The organism is Fructilactobacillus vespulae (assembly GCF_047324295.1).
In the GTDB taxonomy this organism is placed as follows: Bacteria; Bacillota; Bacilli; order Lactobacillales; family Lactobacillaceae; genus Fructilactobacillus; species Fructilactobacillus vespulae.
Genome location: NZ_CP137138.1, coordinates 19,009 through 38,601, shown reverse-complemented (window position 1 = coordinate 38,601; position 19,593 = coordinate 19,009). Strand labels below are relative to the sequence as shown.

General features: G+C 37.1%; 18 protein-coding genes. 14 read left to right on the top strand and 4 right to left on the bottom strand.

Annotated features, from left to right (window positions below):
• The first annotated feature begins 7 nt into the window (after positions 1–7).
• The 5 genes from glmU (at position 8) to R4B61_RS00155 (ending at position 5,591) form a co-directional block, all read left to right on the top strand.
• Complete coding sequence (glmU, locus tag R4B61_RS00175) at positions 8–1,387, top strand: bifunctional UDP-N-acetylglucosamine diphosphorylase/glucosamine-1-phosphate N-acetyltransferase GlmU (protein WP_413627652.1); 1,380 nt, start codon at positions 8–10, stop codon at positions 1,385–1,387.
• Positions 1,388–1,460: 73 nt separating this feature from the next.
• Complete coding sequence (locus R4B61_RS00170; RefSeq protein WP_413627651.1) at positions 1,461–2,462, top strand: ribose-phosphate diphosphokinase; 1,002 nt, start codon at positions 1,461–1,463, stop codon at positions 2,460–2,462.
• Between the two features lie 127 nt (positions 2,463–2,589).
• A complete protein-coding gene (locus tag R4B61_RS00165) occupies positions 2,590–3,804 on the top strand; it encodes a quaternary amine ABC transporter ATP-binding protein (protein ID WP_413627650.1) in 1,215 nt (404 codons plus the stop codon).
• Positions 3,797–4,666, top strand: coding sequence for an ABC transporter permease (locus tag R4B61_RS00160; protein WP_413627649.1), 870 nt, complete (start codon positions 3,797–3,799; stop codon positions 4,664–4,666). The genes R4B61_RS00165 and R4B61_RS00160 overlap by 8 nt, the downstream gene beginning before the upstream one ends.
• A gap of 13 nt (positions 4,667–4,679) precedes the next feature.
• Positions 4,680–5,591 carry a glycine betaine ABC transporter substrate-binding protein gene (locus R4B61_RS00155; RefSeq protein ID WP_413627648.1) on the top strand — a complete coding sequence of 304 codons (912 nt, stop codon included), beginning with the start codon at positions 4,680–4,682 and terminating at the stop codon, positions 5,589–5,591.
• A 57-nt stretch (positions 5,592–5,648) separates the two neighbouring features.
• On the opposite strand, the gene yidA is transcribed toward R4B61_RS00155, so the two are convergent.
• On the bottom strand, positions 5,649–6,458 hold the full coding sequence (yidA, locus tag R4B61_RS00150; protein ID WP_413627647.1) for a sugar-phosphatase: 810 nt from the start codon (positions 6,456–6,458) through the stop codon (positions 5,649–5,651).
• A 1-nt stretch (position 6,459) separates the two neighbouring features.
• The gene (locus R4B61_RS00145; protein ID WP_413627646.1) at positions 6,460–7,830 is read right to left on the bottom strand and encodes an HD domain-containing protein; all 1,371 of its coding nucleotides are present in this window, start codon (positions 7,828–7,830) and stop codon (positions 6,460–6,462) included.
• A gap of 123 nt (positions 7,831–7,953) precedes the next feature.
• On the opposite strand from R4B61_RS00145, the gene R4B61_RS00140 reads away from it, so the two are divergent.
• The 5 genes from R4B61_RS00140 (at position 7,954) to R4B61_RS00120 (ending at position 12,430) form a co-directional block, all read left to right on the top strand.
• A complete protein-coding gene (locus R4B61_RS00140) occupies positions 7,954–8,388 on the top strand; it encodes a DUF1934 domain-containing protein (protein ID WP_413627645.1) in 435 nt (144 codons plus the stop codon).
• Between the two features lie 48 nt (positions 8,389–8,436).
• Positions 8,437–8,946: a DNA-directed RNA polymerase subunit delta gene (gene rpoE, locus R4B61_RS00135; protein ID WP_413627644.1), complete on the top strand. Its 510-nt coding sequence runs from the start codon at positions 8,437–8,439 to the stop codon at positions 8,944–8,946.
• A gap of 147 nt (positions 8,947–9,093) precedes the next feature.
• Positions 9,094–10,710, top strand: coding sequence for a CTP synthase (locus R4B61_RS00130; protein ID WP_413627643.1), 1,617 nt, complete (start codon positions 9,094–9,096; stop codon positions 10,708–10,710).
• A 108-nt stretch (positions 10,711–10,818) separates the two neighbouring features.
• A complete protein-coding gene (locus tag R4B61_RS00125; RefSeq protein WP_413627642.1) occupies positions 10,819–12,084 on the top strand; it encodes a UDP-N-acetylglucosamine 1-carboxyvinyltransferase in 1,266 nt (421 codons plus the stop codon).
• Positions 12,085–12,184: 100 nt separating this feature from the next.
• Positions 12,185–12,430, top strand: coding sequence for a type B 50S ribosomal protein L31 (locus tag R4B61_RS00120; RefSeq protein WP_413627641.1), 246 nt, complete (start codon positions 12,185–12,187; stop codon positions 12,428–12,430).
• A 74-nt stretch (positions 12,431–12,504) separates the two neighbouring features.
• Here R4B61_RS00120 and R4B61_RS00115 read toward each other — a convergent pair whose 3' ends face one another.
• Both R4B61_RS00115 and R4B61_RS00110 read right to left on the bottom strand, forming a co-directional pair.
• Positions 12,505–13,734, bottom strand: a complete 1,230-nt coding sequence (locus R4B61_RS00115) for a multidrug efflux MFS transporter (protein ID WP_413627640.1) — start codon at positions 13,732–13,734, stop codon at positions 12,505–12,507.
• Positions 13,724–14,212, bottom strand: a complete 489-nt coding sequence (locus R4B61_RS00110) for a low molecular weight protein-tyrosine-phosphatase (RefSeq protein ID WP_413627639.1) — start codon at positions 14,210–14,212, stop codon at positions 13,724–13,726. Before R4B61_RS00110 ends, R4B61_RS00115 begins: the two co-directional genes overlap by 11 nt.
• A 171-nt stretch (positions 14,213–14,383) precedes the next feature.
• On the opposite strand from R4B61_RS00110, the gene R4B61_RS00105 reads away from it, so the two are divergent.
• The 4 genes from R4B61_RS00105 to alr all read left to right on the top strand — a co-directional run bounded on the left by R4B61_RS00105 (position 14,384) and on the right by alr (position 19,552).
• Positions 14,384–15,175, top strand: a complete 792-nt coding sequence (locus tag R4B61_RS00105) for a hypothetical protein (protein ID WP_413627638.1) — start codon at positions 14,384–14,386, stop codon at positions 15,173–15,175.
• Positions 15,176–15,247: 72 nt separating this feature from the next.
• Complete coding sequence (locus R4B61_RS00100) at positions 15,248–16,630, top strand: UDP-N-acetylmuramoyl-tripeptide--D-alanyl-D-alanine ligase (RefSeq protein WP_413627637.1); 1,383 nt, start codon at positions 15,248–15,250, stop codon at positions 16,628–16,630.
• Between the two features lie 170 nt (positions 16,631–16,800).
• Positions 16,801–18,330: a DEAD/DEAH box helicase gene (locus tag R4B61_RS00095; RefSeq protein WP_413627636.1), complete on the top strand. Its 1,530-nt coding sequence runs from the start codon at positions 16,801–16,803 to the stop codon at positions 18,328–18,330.
• 100 nt (positions 18,331–18,430) lie between these two features.
• A complete protein-coding gene (gene alr, locus R4B61_RS00090; RefSeq protein ID WP_413627635.1) occupies positions 18,431–19,552 on the top strand; it encodes an alanine racemase in 1,122 nt (373 codons plus the stop codon).
• The last annotated feature ends 41 nt before the right edge of the window (positions 19,553–19,593 follow it).

The following is a 19,593-nucleotide window of genomic DNA, read 5'->3' as shown; positions in this document are numbered from 1 at the left end:
GAACTAAATGAGTGAAAAAAATACGATTATTTTAGCTGCCGGTAAAGGTACTAGAATGAAGTCAAAATTATATAAAGTTTTGCATCGAATTTGTGGTAAATCAATGGTTGATCACGTACTAACTCAGGTTTCACAATTGCAAATGGATAAGGTGGTTACAGTAGTTGGATACGGTGCTGAATCAGTTGAAAATGAACTAGGTGATCGAACTGAGTACGTAGTGCAAGATCAACAATTAGGAACTGGGGATGCTGTTTTACGAGCAGAACCAATTTTAAAAAATTCTAAGGGAACCACGTTAGTAATTAGTGGGGATACGCCGCTATTTACGGCTAGTACCTTAAAAAATCTGTTTGCTTATCACGATGAAAAAAAGGCGACGGCGACGATTTTAACTTCAGTGGCACCTAATCCAACTGGATACGGTCGAATCGTGCGTAATGATTTAGGAATCGTGGAAAAAATTGTTGAAGAAAAAGATGCCAACGTTGAAGAAAAGGCTATTAGTGAAATTAATACCGGTGTATACGTGTTTGATAACCAAAAAATGTTTGAAGCACTACATGAGATTAATAACGATAATGCCCAAGGGGAATACTATTTAACGGATGCCATCGAAATTCTTAAACAAGCAGATGGAATTATTGCTGCTTACAAAATGGATGATTTCTCCGAATCAATGGGAGTTAATAATCGCGTGGCACAAGCTGCCGCAACTAAGGTTATGCAAAACCGGATTAATCGCCAACACATGGAAAATGGTGTAACTATTATCAATCCGGATGATACCTACATTGACTGTGATGTAGAAATTGGTACCGATACGATTATTGAGCCCGGCGTTCAATTACAAGCAGGCACAAAGATTGGTAACGAATGTGTGATTGGGGCTCATTCTAAAATTATCGCCAGTGTAATCCACGATGGGGTAACGGTTACTTCATCGACAATTGAACACTCGGAAATGATGGAAAATTCTAACATTGGTCCAAACAGTCACCTACGTCCAGAATCAGTAATTGGTGAACATGTTCACATTGGTAACTTTTGTGAGGTTAAGAAGGCTACTATCGGCGCCCACACCAAGATTGGTCATTTAACTTATGTGGGAAATGCCAAGTTAGGTGAAGGAATTAACATTGGTTGTGGTGTGATTTTTGCTAACTATGACGGTAAAAATAAACATGAAACCGTTGTAGGCGACGATGTCTTTATCGGAAGTAATGTGAACTTGATTGCACCAGTTCAAATTAGTGATCACAGTTTTATTGCTGCTGGTTCTACAATTACCGACGATGTTTCACGGTACGAAATGGCAATTGCTCGTAACCGACAAACTAATAAACCAGGATATTTCAATAAATTACCATTTGACAGTGCTGATTAGTTGAATTTACTGAATTTTAAATTGCATAATTATGATTGAAATAAGAAAAGTTAATTAATTTATGGGGGAAATTATGAGTACAAACGCTGAAGATTTAAATATGAAAATTTTTTCTTTAGATTCTAATCGACCACTTGCTGAAAAAGTTGCTGAACACATGGGCATTGACCTAGGTAAAGTAACTGTTGATCATTTTAGTGATGGTGAAATTAAAATTAACATTGAAGAAAGTGTTCGTGGTGATAATGTTTATATCATCCAATCAACCTCAGCACCAGTTAACGATAATTTGATGGAATTATTGATTATGGTTGATGCCCTCAGAAGAGCCAGTGCTGCAACAATTAACGTGGTAATTCCATACTATGGTTACGCACGACAAGATCGAAAAGCGCGTTCTAGAGAACCAATTACCGCTAAGTTAGTGGCTGATATGCTACAAACTGATGGAATCACTCGAGTAGTTGCCCTCGATTTACATGCAGCTCAAATTCAAGGATTCTTTGATGTCCCAGTTGATCATTTAATGGGCGCACCATTATTGGCAGACTACTTCATTACTAATAATCTGGACGAAGATGTCGTGGTAGTTTCTCCTGACCATGGTGGAGTTACTAGAGCCCGGGCCTTGGCTGAATTTTTAAGTGCTCCCATTGCAATCATTGATAAACGTCGTCCTAAGGCAAACGTTGCTAAGATTATGAATATTATTGGTGATGTTAAAGGTAAACGTGCAATCATGATTGATGATATGATTGATACAGCGGGAACAATTACTAAAGGGGCACAAGCATTAATTGATGCCGGTGCCGAAGAAGTATATGCTTGTTGTACTCACCCTGTTTTATCTGGTCCCGCAATTCAAAGACTAGATGATTCACCAATTAAACAAGTGGTGGTAACTGATTCAATTCAATTACCAGAAGAAAAGAAAATTGCTAAAATTACGCAAATTTCAACTGCTCCATTGATCGGGGATGCAATCTTAAGAATTGACCAAAATCGTCCGGTTAGTCCTTTGTTTAATGCCCGTTTTGATTATGAAACCGATCAAATTAAACCAAAAAATAAATAGTTGAGAAAGGATGCTTTTCGATTTAGTAAATAGTCTAAATTTGACAAGCATCCTTTTATCTTGTTAATCTATTTATATGTTTATTTTTAAAAAACTTTAAATTCTTTAAAGAAGAAGGGATGGTTCTGTGACTAGAAGAAATGAGAAAATAAAAGTTGAACATTTAACTAAAATTTTTGGAACACATGTAACCAAGGCTAAGGAATTATTAGCTGAAGGAAAAGATAAGGCTGAAATCTTAGAGAAAACTGGTAGTACAGTTGGAATTGATGACGCTAACTTTTCAATTAACGAAAATGAAATTTTCGTTATTATGGGATTATCCGGTTCTGGTAAGTCAACCTTACTCCGGATGTTTAACCGTTTGATTGAACCAACTACTGGTACAATTTCAGTTGATGGTAAGAGTGTTAGTCAACTTGATAACCAAGGATTACTTGAACTAAGAAGAAAAAAGATGAGCATGGTTTTCCAAAACTTTGCATTATTACCTAATCGGACAATTTTGGAAAATGCTGCCTTTGGTCTTGAAATTCAAGGAATGAATAAAGAAGAACGTGACCAAAAGGCTCATGATTCTCTTGAAATGGTTGGACTTCATGGGTATGACGACAAGCTTCCTAATGAACTATCAGGTGGGATGCAACAACGAGTTGGATTAGCCCGTGCGATTACTAATGATCCTGATATTTTATTAATGGATGAAGCTTTCTCTGCTCTAGATCCACTAAACCGTCGTGATATGCAAAATGAGTTGTTAGAGTTACAACATAAACTTCACAAAACAATTATTTTCATCAGCCATGACTTAAACGAAGCTTTAAGAATTGGTGACCGAATCTTAATGATGCATGAAGGTGAAGTTGTTCAAGTTGATACTCCAGAAGACTTATTAACTCATCCTAAAAATGATTACGTAAAACGCTTTATTCAAAACGTGGACCGTTCTAAGGTTCTAACTACTGGAAACGTTATGGTTAAACCTAACACGGTTAACATTGAAAAAGATGGTCCTAAGTTAGCTCTTCGTCGCATGAATGATGAACAAATTTCAAGTATTTTCGTTGTTGATGATGATCGTCACTTCATCGGTCTAATTGATGCAGATGATGTCAATGAAATGATTGAAAACGGGGAACGTGATCTTCACAAGGTTCTTAAGCACAATGTTCCTACAACTGGACCAGATATTGCAATTTCAGAACTCTTAAAACAAATTTCTAAATCACCAATGCCATTTGCGGTATTAGATGACGAAGAACACTTACAAGGAATTATTTTAAGAAGTACTGTGTTAGAAGCAATTTCTGCTGCTCAAGAAGGAGGAGAAGATCATGAATAGTTTATTTTCAATTTTAGCTGGAATTCCAGCACTTCCATTAGCAAAATGGATTAATTCATTTGTAGAATGGTTAACTGGTTTTGCTGGTTTCTTTAATGCTCTTACTGCTGGTATTGGTGCTATATTGGATGCCATCCAATGGGTTTTTGATATTATTCCAGCCTGGTTGTTCATTGCTTTAATTTTAGGACTAACTTGGTATATCTTAAGAAATACTAAGCATTGGTTCTTTATGACTTTTGAACTTCTTGGTTTAGCTTTAATTTGGAACCAAGGTTACTGGCGTGACTTGACCCAAACTTTAACTCTAGTTATTGCAACAAGTTTGATTATTGTGATCATTGGGGTTCCACTAGGAATCTGGATGGCTAAGAGTCATAAAGTTAATATGATTGTTAAACCAATTCTTTCATTCATGCAAACAATGCCTGCTTTCGTTTACCTAATTCCAGCCGTTGCATTATTTGGAATTGGAATGGTACCCGGGGTAGTTGCTTCAGTGATTTTCTCATTACCACCAATTGTTAATATGACTTACTTAGGAATTAAGCAAGTACCTGCTGACTTAAACGAAGCAGCCGTTGCCTTTGGTTCAACTGCTTGGCAAAAACTTATCAAAGTTGAATTGCCACTAGCCAAAGCAACTATCATCTCTGGAATTAACCAAGGAATGATGCTTGCATTATCAATGGTTGTTATTGCTTCAATGATTGGTACTATGGGACTTGGTTCACTAGTTTACTTTGCCGTTGGACGTAACGATGCTGGTGCTGGTTTTGCTGCCGGAATTGCAATCGTTATCTTAGCAATTATTATTGATAAGCTATCTGAAGGTATTAGTGGAACTGGTGACGACAAATAAGGAGGTACTATTGATGAAAAAACGTTTTTTAAAGCACATCGTAGGAATCCTAGGACTTAGTTTTTTAACCCTTGCACTAACTTCATGTAGTGTAACTCCTAAGCAATATCAATCAGATCAAAAAGTTGGTCCTCAAGTTCATCATACGATTACCGGTATTGATGCGGGTGCCGGAATTATGAGTTCTACGCAAAATGCGTTAGATAAATATGACCTAAAGAATAACAATTGGCAATTACAAACCAGTTCAACTGCTGCAATGACTAGCCAATTGGCTAAGTCAATTAAGTACAAACAACCAATTGTGCTCACTGGATGGCAACCACACTGGATGTTTAAAAAATTCCCAATTAAATTTTTAAAGGATCCTAAGGGTGTCTATGGTAAAGCAGAACAAATCGATACTGTTGCAGGTAAAGATTTTGCTACCAAAAACCCGGGTGCTTACAAGTTCTTTAAGCAATTCCATTGGGATCCAGATATGATGGGTGATACCATGTACGAAAACTACAATGGTAAAGATCCACAAGAAACTGCGAAGAAGTTTATCAAGGAACACCCTAAAGAAGTTGCCGAATGGACCAAAGATGTTCCAGACGGAAACGGAAAAACGGTTAAAATGGCTTACGTTACTTGGGATGATGCAATCGCATCAACTAACGTAACTGCCCAAATCTTACGAGACAAAGGTTACAATGTTTCAATTAGCGCAATGGAAGCACAACCAATGTGGTCTTCAATTGCTAGTGGATCATCAGATGTAACGACAGCTGCATGGCTACCAGTTACTTCTGGACCACTTTACGAAAAGTATAAGGATAAAGTCGAAAGACTAGCAACTAACTGTCCTGGTGCTAAGGTTGGATTAGCAGTTCCTACTTACATGAAAGATGTTAACTCAATCGAAGATTTAAACAATAAATAACAAAAAAGGTTTAATAGCATGATGCTATTAAACCTTTTCTTTTGGCTTGCTTTTAAACTATTTGTTGACGTATTTATTGATGGCAAATGCTACACCATCTTCGGCGTTGGTTTTAGTTACAAATTGGGCAGCATCTTTATCTGCTTGAATTCCGTTACCCATGGCAACTCCGAGACCTGCGTATTCAATCATACTTAAATCATTTCCTTGGTCTCCAATGGCCATCACATTTTCTGGTTTCAAGTTTAATGATTCAGTTAGACTTTGAAGGGCATTTCCCTTACCAGCATTGTGATTCATGAATTCAAGGAAAACGGGAGTACTTCTAACAACTTTCATCCGATTCTTAATTGATTGAGGAAGATTTTCTTGGGCCTTTTCAATCTTATCTGGTTCATCAACGTACATCATCTTGGTAATGTCAGTTTCTTTGGTAACATCTTCTGGAGTAATTGATTTAATGGGAAGGTTAACCAATTGGGCTTCAAAAACGGTGTACTTACTGATATTTTTGTTGGTAACAAAAATTTCTTTGGTGGTTTCGATTTGGAAATGAACGCCCATTTCACGAGACATCATTTCAATTTGGAGAAAGTCTTCAAAATTAATTCCCATTTTGAAAATCACTTTTCCAGACACAGTTTCAGCAACGGAACCGTTGTAGGCAAGTACGTATTCTTCATCACCAGAAATTCCTAATGGTTCTAAGTAAGGACGAATTCCGGTTAGAGGTCGACCAGAACAAAGAACGACTTTGACTCCTTTGGCGCGGGCGGCCTTGATGGCATCGATTGTAGGTTGAGTAAGTTCATTATTTTCGTTTAATAAAGTACCATCAATATCAATGGCGATTAATTTAATATCCATGTTAGTTCTCCTCGGGTTGTTTTATTTTATCGTTTTGGATGTAACTTTGAAAATTATCGTACAGTGGTTTAAATAATTCAACGTTTTTTTCTGGTTGTAACATTTCTTTTGGGAAAAAGAAACGACTATCACCGATATCTTTACCGGTAATGGTTCTAACTAGTAAACTGGCTTGCGATAATTCCACAAATGATCCGTCTTTTTGGATTAATTCAATTTGGGCGTTGCTATGTTGACTTTGTGGGTTATAAACATCATAGGGTTGATTATAACTGTTGTCACTCTCTGAGTAGTATTCGGGATCAAAACCAGTTTCTTCAATTATGTTTTGTAACTTAGGCAATAAAGGCTTGTTTTCATCGGTAAAAATGGCTGATTTAAACGGTTTTCGATCGATGAAACGTTGGGATAAATCAGCTAGGATTGAATCACTATCATCGCGCCAAGTGGAAAAATACGTGTTTAAAACGCCGTCATCAAGTTTTAAATAATCCTTTAAATCATGTTCGTAGTCAAAAGTTCCGTTTAAAAAAGGCATCAAAATGTCGGGATGGAAATCTGCGGACCGTTTGGGGCTATCAGCGAGTTCCTTAGCACGTAAGAGTAAATGGCCTAAAATGACTTCCATGGAACGAGAGATTGGGTGAAAGTACACTTGTAAGTACATTTGGAAACGACAAACAATGTAGTATTCAATTGAATGTAAACCGCTAATTTTGAAGCAGATCCCGTCTTGATAGGGACGCATCACCTGTAAAATACGATCAAGGTCAAATTTACCGTACTGGGCTCCTGTAAAGTAGGAGTCGCGCAGTAAGTAGTCCATTCGATCGGCATCACATTGGCTAGAAATCATTTGCACGACTTGCTGGTTGGGATAGGTTTTGTTAATGACGCTGGCAACTTGATTGGGGAAGTCAGGGGAAACTTTTCGTAATACTTGATTGACTTCTGTTTCTGGATTCGTAATAATTGCTTGGGTAATTTTTTCGTGATTGGTTTTAAAAATATGCTCAAAGGTATGTGAGTACGCACCATGACCAATATCGTGGAGTAAACCAGCACACTGTGCAACTAAGCGTTCTGAATCATCCCAGTTACCATCGCCAGGTGTTTGACTGGGGTAGTTACGCTGAAATTGATTGCAGATTCGCCGCACAATTTCGTAAACTCCCAGTGAATGGGTAAAACGAGTATGTTCTGCTCCGGGAAAAGTTTGCGAGGTGGTTCCTAATTGATGAATTCGACGTAAGCGTTGAAATTCGGTAGTATTAATTAGATCCATAATGATTTGATCTTGAATATAAATATGACTATGGACGGGGTCTCTAATTACTTTTTCTTGTTTTAATGGTTCTGAGTAATATCCCATTTTGGACCTCCTAAAAAGTTTATCTTCATTATATCGTAAATTAGTAGTTTCAGATAATGATTATGGTTAAGAGTGTTATAATCTAAACTTCAGCGTTAAAATAAAAGAAAGTGAGGGATGCAAATGGCAAATAATAACTTAAAAAAACCAGTCAATGTGATTGTTGATACTAAAATTGTGCAAGATGGTAACCAAGAAACCCATCACTTTGAAGAAAAGGGTGAATTATCACACGTTAATAATAAGGATTACTTACGTTACCAAGAAACGGTTAATGGAACTAATACCCTAGTAACTTTTAAAATCGATGAGGAACAAACGGTGCATTTAAAGCGTAGTGCCGATGTGCAGCTGCACTTAGAGTTCAATGAGGGGCAAACCACTGCTAGTCACTACGAAACGCCCTATGGCAAGCTTCAAATTGGAACGTTAGCTCAAAAGGTCGACGTTACGATTGACGATGAAGCAGGTGCAGGTCATGTAAACGTGGATTATGAATTGTATTCCGGAAGCGAAAAGGTCGGAGACTACCAGATTAAATTGCAATTTATGGCATAAATTAGTATCATAGAGTATATGACGGCAAAATAGAAAGGCGTGTTTGATTTGGAACTTAAAAAGTTAGATAAAGTAGATAAAAGCGAATTATCAATGATTGAAGTAGCACATGCAATTCTTGCTGATGAGGGTAAGACAATTGAATTCCCAGATTTAGTAAATGAAATTCAAAAATATACTGGTTTTAGTGATGATGAAATTAAGGCAAAATTAGTTCAGTTTTATGCTGATTTAAACGTAGATGGTAGTTTTATTTCTCTAGGTGATAACGTTTGGGGACTTAGAACTTGGTATCCATATGAATCAGTTGATGAAGCAACTGTTAATGAAACCGAAGACGAACCAAAAGTTAAGAAACACCACAAGATTAACGCCTTCTTAGCGGATGCATCTGATGAAGATGACGTAATCGATTACGATAACGATGATCCAGAAGATAACGATAATGACGTGGTTGATTACGACAATGATGATCCAGAAGATAATGACTTTAAAGACGATCTAGACGATGTTGATGTACCTGATGATTCAGTAGATATTGATTCAGATGATCAATAAGCTTGACTATTTCGTTGAAATTTAATATCATCTTACTTGGGCACTTTACAGAGATGTAAAGGCAATCGAGTAGAAAAGCTCCCCGTTCTCTGAATGGGGAGCTTTTTTTAGTTTTGTTGTTATCAATTTGGAAAAGGAGTATTTATTATGACTAAATATATTTTTGTCACAGGTGGAGTAGTTTCTTCGTTAGGTAAGGGAATTGTTTCAGCTTCTTTAGGACGTTTACTAAAAAACCGGGGGCTAAAGGTTACAATTCAAAAGTTTGATCCATACATCAACGTGGATCCCGGTACTATGAATCCATATCAACACGGTGAGGTTTTTGTTACAAATGATGGTACAGAAACTGATTTGGATTTAGGTCACTACGAAAGATTTATTGATAATGATTTAAATAAATACTCAAACGTTACCACTGGTAAGATTTACCAAGAAGTTCTTGAAAAAGAACGTCATGGAGATTATCTAGGCGCAACTGTTCAAGTAATTCCACACATTACTGGAATGATCAAAGAAAAAATGAAACACGCTGCTAAGACCACTGATTCAGACGTAGTTATTACTGAAATTGGGGGAACGGTTGGAGATATTGAATCACTTCCATTCTTAGAAGCAATCCGGGAAATGAGAAAGGATGAAGGAGAAGACAATACTTACTACATCCACACCACCCTAATCCCATACATTAAAGCTGCCGGTGAAATGAAAACTAAGCCAACGCAACACAGTGTTAAGGAATTAAGAAGTGTGGGAATTCAACCTGACATGTTGGTTCTTCGTGCTGAAAAACCAGTTACGGAATCAATGAAGCAAAAAATGGCAATGTTTTGTGATGTTGATGAAAACAGTATCATCGAATCATTAGATGCGCCAAATCTTTACCAAATTCCATTGAGCTTTGAAGATCAAGGCATGGATGACCAAGTGGTTAAACACTTTGGAATTGATGCTCCAGAAGCTGATATGTCTGACTGGAAGAAAATGGAAGAACACATTCGTCACCTTAAGGGCCACGTTAAAATTGCCTTGATTGGTAAGTACGTTAAGTTAAAAGATGCTTACATCTCAGTTGATGAATCACTTCGCCATGCTGGTTATGCAGCGGATGCAGAAGTAGAAATTGTCAATATTGATGCCGAAACCATTAATGACGATAATGTTTCCGAAGTATTGGCTGACTTCGATGGCTACATTGTTCCTGGTGGATTTGGTAGCCGTGGAATTGAAGGAATGATTACAGCAATTAGATATGCTCGAGAAAACGATATTCCTTTCTTTGGAGTATGTTTAGGAATGCAAGTAACCACCATTGAATATGCTCGTGACGTATTAGGTTGGAAAGACGCTAACTCAACTGAATTTAATCATGATACTGAACATAACGTGATTGATTTAATGGCTGATCAAAATGATGTAACTAGCATGGGAGGAACTCAACGTTTAGGTGCTTATACCGCTAAGTTAACTCCGGGAACTGCTACAGCCGCTGCTTATGACAACCAAGCAGAAATTTCTGAACGTCATCGTCACCGTTACGAATTCAACAACAAATTTAGAGATGATCTAGAAAAAGCTGGACTAGTAATTGCTGGTACTTCACCAGATGACCGTTTAGTAGAAATTGTTGAAGTTCCTAACAAACGTTTCTTTATTGCAGCTCAATATCACCCAGAATTCTTATCAAGACCAGATCGTCCTGAAGGATTATTCAAAGCCTTTATTGCTGCAGCTGATAAATACAGTAAAGAAAGAAATAAATAATTTTTCCTAAAAGTTATTAGTTTTTCTGAAATACTATTGTAATCTTTGCCAATTTTACTTATGATTAGAAATGTTGCACAAAGTTTAAAATAGTGAGGAATTATAAATATGAGTACGATGAAAATACAAGGTGGCCATCGACTCAACGGAGAAATATCAATTTGTGGAGCTAAAAACAGCACGGTTGGGCTAATCCCAGCTGCCATTTTATCTGATACTCCGGTTGAGTTTGATAGTGTTCCTGATATTTTAGATGTTCATAATTTAATGCTAATTCTTCAGTCAATGAACGTTTCATCTGAATTTGCGGATGGAATTTTCAAAATTAATCCAACTAATATAAAAGAAGGCCGTCTCCCAAGCGAGGCAATTAAAAGATTACGTGCTTCATATTATTTTATGGGCGCACTTTTAGGGAAGTTTCATCGAGCTGTGGTTAGTTTTCCCGGCGGTGATAATATTGGCCCAAGACCAATTGACCAACATATTAAAGCCTTTAAGGCATTAGGAGCAGTTGTAACTGAGCAAGGAGATACAATTGATATTGATGCTACTAAAACGGGCTTAAAGGGTGGAAAAATCACCTTTGAAATGGTGTCTGTCGGAGCAACAATTAATGCGATTTTAGCAGCTACTAAGGCTGATGGAACGACCATTATTGAAAACGTTGCAAAGGAACCAGAAATTGTTGACATTGTTTCATTTTTAAATAGTATGGGTGCCAAAATTACTGGTGCAGGAACTGATGTGATTGAAATCGTAGGGGTTGAAAAACTAGCTGCGACGAAACCACACGTTGTGATTCCTGACCGGATTGAAGCGGGAACTTATCTCTCATTGGCTGCTGCAATTGGTGATGGCATTTTGATCAAAAATGTGATCCCTGAACATTTAGAACCCTTTACTGAAAAATTTAAAGAAATTGGGATTGAATTAGAAATTAATTCTAATAGTATCTACGTACCCAAAAGTGGTAAATTTACCGGAACTGATATCATTACTGATCCTTTTCCTGGATTTGCGACCGATTGGCAACAGCCAATTACTCCCTTATTGCTAATGGCAACTAGTGAGAGTACGATTACAGATACGATTTATCCTAAGCGTAAAAAGCACATTAAACAACTTGAAAAAATGGGAGCAAATATCTCAGTTAATGATAGTAACCAAATTGTGATTGCACCAACTCCACAAATTAGAGGAGCAGTGGTTTCTGCTGGTGAAATTAGATCAGGAGCATCATTGTTAATCGCTGGTTTGATGGCGGAAGGTGAAACTACCATTATGGACTCAGATCATATTCTACGAGGATATGATAATGTGATTAAAAAGCTTTCTAAGTTGAATGCTCAGGTAAAATTAACCCAAGATTAATTTGGACTATTGCGCCAATGCATTTTTAATGTTAAACTACAAAAGTTGAAATAATATCAATCTCTAAATTTTATAAATTTAGGGCAAAGGAGTAATAATTATGAAGAACGGAATTCATCCAGATTTTCACCAAGTAGTATTCCAAGATTCAAGTACTGGATTTAAGTTTATTACTGGTTCAACTGTAAACTCAAAAGAAACTATCACAATGGACGATGGTAACACTTACCCATTGATCCGTGTTGAAATTTCATCAGACTCACACCCATTCTACACTGGTAAGCAAAAAACTACCCAAGCAGATGGTGCTGTTGATCGTTTCAACAAGCGTTATGGCTTAAAATAAGCTAATTAATAAAAAAGACTTAATCGTTAGATTAAGTCTTTTTTTGTTAGATTAAATTAATTTAAATTGTCAATCTAGGTCTTTTTAATGCTACGAGTTTGACTAACCACAATCATTAAGTTAAGTAAAACTAGGATAGCAGTTGAAATAAAGACGCCAGAATAGTCAAATACAGAAGAAACCACCGAACCAATCATCGGACCCGCAAAGTTTCCAAACGATTGAAATGACTGATTCCAACTAAAGATTCTTCCGGTCACGATTGCAGGGGTATTCTTGGCGATGATTGCTTGAACGGCTGGTAACATACAAGCATTGGATACTCCTAATAGGAAACGTAAGAGCAATAGCTGCCAAATATTTGTAACAAAGGCCATCGGGATGTAGAGAAAGATGGCTAAGATAAAACCAAAGATCATAATTTTTTCCGTTCCAATTCGGTCACCAAGGTCACCAAAACGAGGAGCGGCAACTAGAGTGGCGACTCCAGGAATGGCAGCCACAATCCCACTTAAGATTGTTACCGACGGAGCGTTATGCATGATTTCACGTACGTACAGCGACAGAATTGGAGAAATGGAGTAGTTGGATGCTTGAATAATTAAGGTGGTAAAAAACATCCCAAAAATCAATTTAGGGTTTTGGAGATGATGAATCACTTGTTTGGTATCTAAACTTTTTTCCTTAGTGATAGGAGTGAAGGCTTCTTTCACGAAGAAAAGGGTAATTAGAAAAACCAAAAACATAAAGAAAGCGGTAATGAAGAAAGTTAACCGATAACTAAAAATAGAAGCTAAAATTCCACCGGCAAACGGTCCGAAAAGGGTTCCACAAACTCCTCCAGTTGCTAAGGTCCCCAGTGCTTTACCACTTTTATTTTTGGGCACTTGAATTGCCAAGAGGGCATTTGAGTTAGGAAAGTAACCAGAAAAGATTCCCTGGATAAAGCGCAGGGCAATTAGATGCCAAACATCGGTAGCTAGTCCCATTAAGAACACACAAATACACATTCCTAAAGAGGCTCTTAATAACATTACTCGGCGACCATAGCGGTCTGCTAAAGATCCCCAAAGTGGGGACACCACCGCGGAAACGATGAAGGAGGCCGAGAAGGCTAAACCACTATAGAGATTTAGTTGGCTGGTGGAATAGTTTCCTAAGGTATCAATGTAGAGGGAAATGAAAGGCATCATTCCGCTGAAACCCATAGAGGTTAGGAAAAGTCCAAACCAAAGGGCGATTAAATTACGATGCCATATTTTTTGGGGGACCTGGTCGGGTTCTGAGATTGAATTATTTTCCATGATGGTCCTTTCTGGATTCTTCCATTTTCGTGAGCCAAAGAGGTAAGGACTCGGCTAGCATTTGATAAGTATCGTTAAAGCGATGGGTATACCAAGGATCAACAATTGCTTGGGTGCTTTTTCCGGGAACCACTTCCATACAGAGATGTAATTTAGGTAGTTCAGTTTTGGGAAGCATTTTGGCTAAATCTTGGATATTATAATTGTCCATGGTGATGATATAATCAGCAGCTTGCAATTCTCCTGTGGTAACTGGATGGGAACGATGACCTGAATAATCGAGGTTGTGTAAGTCCATCTCTTTTCTTGCACCAGGATGGGGTTGATTGCCTTCTTCTTCACTACTGGTTGCAGCAGAACTAATTTGAAAGTCCTGGGTTAATCCCTTTTCTGCTACCATCTTTTTAAACATTGATTCTGCCATCGGGGAACGACAAATATTTCCTAGGCACACGAATAAAACGTTGGTTTTTTGCATATTTTTCCTTTCTTAAATAAGAATTTAGTCGATGGGTAATTTAGTCTATTATTTTAGCACTAATTAATTAAATTTTAAAAAATGATTCCTTGATTTTATGCTAAATTATCTGTAATTACTGATAATTCAGAGTATAATTGGAGACAGATTAGTACATAGATAGGAAGAAAAATGAACAATTTAATTTACATAAAAGCAAGTCCTAATGATCACTTTTGCATCACCTCTGGAATTAGTGAAAAGGACTTTCTGAACGGAATTAATAAAATTCCTCAGAGTATTATTTTAATTAATGATGATTTTGAAGCTTCAAACAGTTTTAACGTTCACACTAAGTTTCCTATTATTACGGGGCATAGTCAGGTAAAACGCTATATCACTAGGAGCCATCGTAATCAAGTTCCCGCTAAGTGGGTTGATTTTAAAAATTTAGATGGCTTGGATGCGTTAAGTGAGGATGAGATTGCTAATCTACTTTACTTAGCCCACATGGATTTTCCCAGAAAAAGAAAGTTTTTCTGCTTAAAATTAGGGAATGACTTTGTTTATTTAAACGACAGTAATGGATTTTTACGAACTTACTTTTATGACTTTAAGGAATTTAGTAATATTTTGGCGATTGCCACCAAACGGCATTTGAAAAAATATCATAGTAATAAAAAATTTTTTGCTCGGACTTTAAAGGTCAAGGATATTTCAACCGAAGTTTTGTGTAAGCTGATTAGTTTGAGTACCCAAGGAATGGCAATTGCCTTTGATTTGAGCAGTGAACAGCAACAAAAAATTCAGATTCCAATCTTTCGGATTAAACCTAATCAGGTTAAGTTGGTTTGGGAAAGTGAAAAGCAGATGCAATTACATGCCAATCGCTTGGGCACCTTAATCTATGATATAAAAGGTAAAGAGTGGTCGTTAGATTTAAATGAAAAAAGGGAATTGGATTTAAACGATATTGAAAGGTAGTGGCCTGGCATTAATAGTCAACCACTATTTTTGTCTATTGAATAATTACGAAATAATTAGGAGCGGTAGTTTATGAAAATGAGTTTGGCAGAAATCAATAAGGCGGTACAAGGAAAGTTAGTTAACGAAAAAGATATCAGTGTTACCGGGGTATCTTTTGACAGTCGTAAACTGGAACCGGGCGAACTTTTTGTACCATTAGTGGGGGAAAATGATGGCCACCGTTTCATTAAAAGTGCCATTGAAAATGGGGCAGTTGCCACTTTTTGGGACGCCAATCATCAAGATAGTATTCCGACTGATATTCCCACCATCGTGGTTAAAGACTCACTGACAGCGTTACAACAACTGGCTAAATATTACCTGGCGAAGATTAATCCACAAGTAGTGGCGGTTACTGGTAGTAATGGTAAAACAACGACCAAGGATTTGGTTGCAGCGGTTGCAGCGACGAAGTTTAACGTGACCAAAACGCAGGCTAATTTCAATAATGAGATTGGAGTTCCCATTACCATCTTATCGATGAACTCTAATACAGAAGTTTTAGTTGTGGAAATGGGAATGGATCGTCCTGGTCAATTGGATTTCTTAAGTAAATTAGTGACTCCAGATATTGCCATTATTACAATGATTGGGGAAGCTCATATTGAATTCTTCAAGACGAGGGGTAAAATTGCGGATGCCAAGTTAGAAATTACAAACGGCTTACGTTCTGATGGTTTCTTTATTTATAATGGTGATGAACCATTATTAAATGAACGAGCTACCCCAGTAGCAGCAATTCATAAGACATTTGGTATCCAACCTAATAACGACCTTTATTCAACTGAAATCATTGAAGAAGATCATGAAACTAAATTTAAGACGAATCAATTTAATGGGTTTGAATTCACCCTTAATTTAATCGGTGCTTATAACGTTAATAACGCACTAGCAGCAATTATGGTGGGAAAGATTTTAGCGATTTCACCCCAAGAAATGCAAACCGGGTTTACGCATGCTCATTTAACCGAGAATCGGACTGAGTGGGTAAAAGGAGCCCAACAGGAAATGATTTTAAGTGATGTCTATAATTCTAATCCGACTGCGGTAAGAGCAGTTTTAAATGCCTTTAAAGACACTAAATTAACTGGAAAACGAATCGTGGTTTTAGGAGACATGTTGGAATTAGGCTCTGACTCACCTAAAATGCATGCCGACCTAGCTAGTTCAATTAACTCTAATGATTTCAAACAAGTCTTTTTAATTGGAGCCGATATGCAAGCCTTATCAACCCAACTTAAAAATAAATATCAACTAGGAACTGATTTATTTCAGTATGATAAAAATCAAATTGCTGAATTAACTAGTGACTTGCAAAAAAATATTAATCCAGGCGACGAAGTCTTGCTTAAAGCCAGCCATGGGATTCACTTAGAACAGGTTCTGGATGCTTTAAAAACCAGTCAGGAATAAGAGATTTGGTTTGATTAAATCCTCCGTTTGCGGTATCATAGGATAGTTATATATAAAAACAAAGTTACAGAAATTAAGTATAATCAGACATTATGCGGATCACGGAAAACGGATTTTTTCCTAGTATAATGTTGTATTTACTATGATGTTTCAAACTAGGAGGAACACATTTGAAATTTAAAGATTTAGGACTATCAGATAGCCTACTAAAAGCCGTTGAAGACAACGGTTATGAAGAGCCAACTTCAATTCAAGCAGAAACCATTCCACTAACCCTTAAAGGTGAAGATGTTTTAGGTCAAGCTCAAACTGGAACTGGTAAAACTGCTGCATTTTCATTGCCAATCTTACAAGGAATTGATTTTGACAATCCAAATGTTCAAGCATTGGTAATTTCACCAACGCGTGAATTAGCAATCCAAACTCAAAAGGAAATTCAAAAACTAGGACGTAGAGAGGGTGCCCGGGCCCAAGTAGTTTTTGGTGGTTCAGATATTCGTAAACAAATTTACGATTTAAAGAAAAAACCACAAATCATCGTCGGAACTCCAGGACGTTTATTAGACCACATTAATCGCCACACTTTGAAACTAGATCATATTAAAACACTAGTTTTAGATGAAGCCGATGAAATGTTAAACATGGGATTCTTAGAAGATATTGAAAGCATTATTAAGCAAACTCCTAAAGAACGTCAAACATTGTTATTCTCTGCTACAATGCCAGACGCCATTAAGCGAGTTGGAGTTCAATTCATGGTTAACCCTAAGCAAGTTAAGATTAAGGCTAAGGAATTAACCACTGATTTAGTTGACCAATACTACGTTAAAATTCGTGATAACGAAAAATTTGATACCATGGCTAAACTGTTTGACGTTGAACAGCCTAAGGTTACTATCATTTTCTGTCGAACTAAACGACGTGTAGATGAAGTTGCTAAGGGACTTATTTCTCGTGGTTATAAAGCTGCCGGACTTCATGGTGATTTAACCCAAAGTCGTCGGACACAAATTATGAACGAGTTTAAACGTGATCAAATCAACTACCTAGTTGCAACCGATGTTGCTGCTCGTGGAATTGATGTTTCCGGGGTTACTCACGTTTATAACTTTGATATTCCACAAGATCCAGAAAGTTACGTTCACAGAATTGGTAGAACTGGTAGAGCTGGACATCACGGTGTTTCAGTTACCTTTGTGTCACCTAGTGAAATGAACTACTTAAGAGAGATTGAAAAATTAACTAAGGTGCGCATGCTTCCATTGAAGCCACCTTCAGAAGATGAAGCCTTAGCTGGTCAAATGAAGTATGCTTTAGAAGATGTTGCTAAATTAGTAAAACGAACTAAGACTGAAAAGTATGAAGACGTTGCTAATGCACTCTTGAAAAACTATGAAGCAATTGACTTAGTTGCTGCTTTATTAAATGAAATGTCAAGAGACCAAGTTAAGGTTCACATTACCCCAGAGAGACCATTGAAGAGCCGTGGTGGTGGCCGTGGACATCGTGGTAATTATCGCGGTGGTAATCGTCGTAATGGCGGTAAAGGTGGTAACTATCGTGGTAACCGTGACAACAAACGAAACGGTTACGGACATAGTAAGCACAGCCGTAATAACGACCGTCGTAATGATCATAGAAACGATAAAAACAAAAACTCCGGTCATAATGGTAAATTCGTAATTAAAAACAAGCACTAAAATAAAAATTCTTTAAATCCTTTTGTGATTTAAAGAATTTTTATTTACAATGAAATATAATGGTAATATTTTTTTGTTAATCTGGAGCGAGGGGAAAAATATGGTAGTCAGTAAAAATCGAAATGCCCAATTAATCATTGATAAAACGGCAATTTTTAATAATATTTCAAATAAAATAAAACGATTAAAATCTGGAACTGAAATGTTTATGGTAGTTAAAGCAGATGCCTATGGTCATGGTGCAGTTCAGGTTGCCGCGATTGCAAAAGCAGCAGGAGCAACTGGTTTCTGTGTGGCCCTCTTGGATGAAGCAATCGAACTTCGCGAAGCTGGTTTTGTGGAAGAACCGATTTTAGTTTTAGGAATTACTGATGTAGAACTATTACCCGTAATTGAAAAGTATGATGTAACGGTTACCGTTAGTTCGCTTAAATGGATTTTAGATTCTAAACGTTTAATGCCTGAATTAAACCTACATAAACCAATTAAAATATTTCTGGCATTAGATACGGGAATGGGACGAATTGGATTAAGAAACCTTGCCGAGGTGCAAGAATTTGTAGGAAACGTTGAAAATGATGAATTAATTAATTTACAGGGTGTTTATACCCATTTTTCAACTGCTGATAGTGCTGATAATTCTTATTTTGAAGGACAAGTTCAGCAATTCAAAAAATTAATGCAGGGTTTTAAAACTAAGCCACGTTATGTTTCAGTTGCTAACTCAGCAACTAGTTTGTGGCATGATTATACCGGATCGAATGTAATTAGATATGGAATTTCTGCATATGGCTTAAATCCATCCGGTGAAGCGCTTGAATCTCCATTTAAACTTGAACCAGCGTTATCGTTTACATCTGAATTAGTGTACGTAAAAAAAGTTACTGCTGAAAGCTCAATTGGTTATGGAGCCACATATCAAGCAAATGAAGCTGAGTGGATTGGTACGGTTCCGGTTGGTTACGCTGATGGAGTTAGTCGAAAAATGCAAGGTTTCGAAGTTTTAGTAAACGGAATCAGATGTCCCATTGTTGGACGAGTTTGCATGGATCAGTTTATGATTCGACTACCCCAAGAATTTGCGGTGGGAACCCAGGTGACAATTGTGGGTAAAGATCATGATCAGGTCATCACCTTGCAAGATTTAGCCAATCAATGTGGCACCATTCATTATGAAATAGCGTGTGGCTTTTCCAATCGACTTCCAAGGGTTTATAGGTAGATTCAATAAATTTAATAAAAATTTAAATGTAATAAAAGATT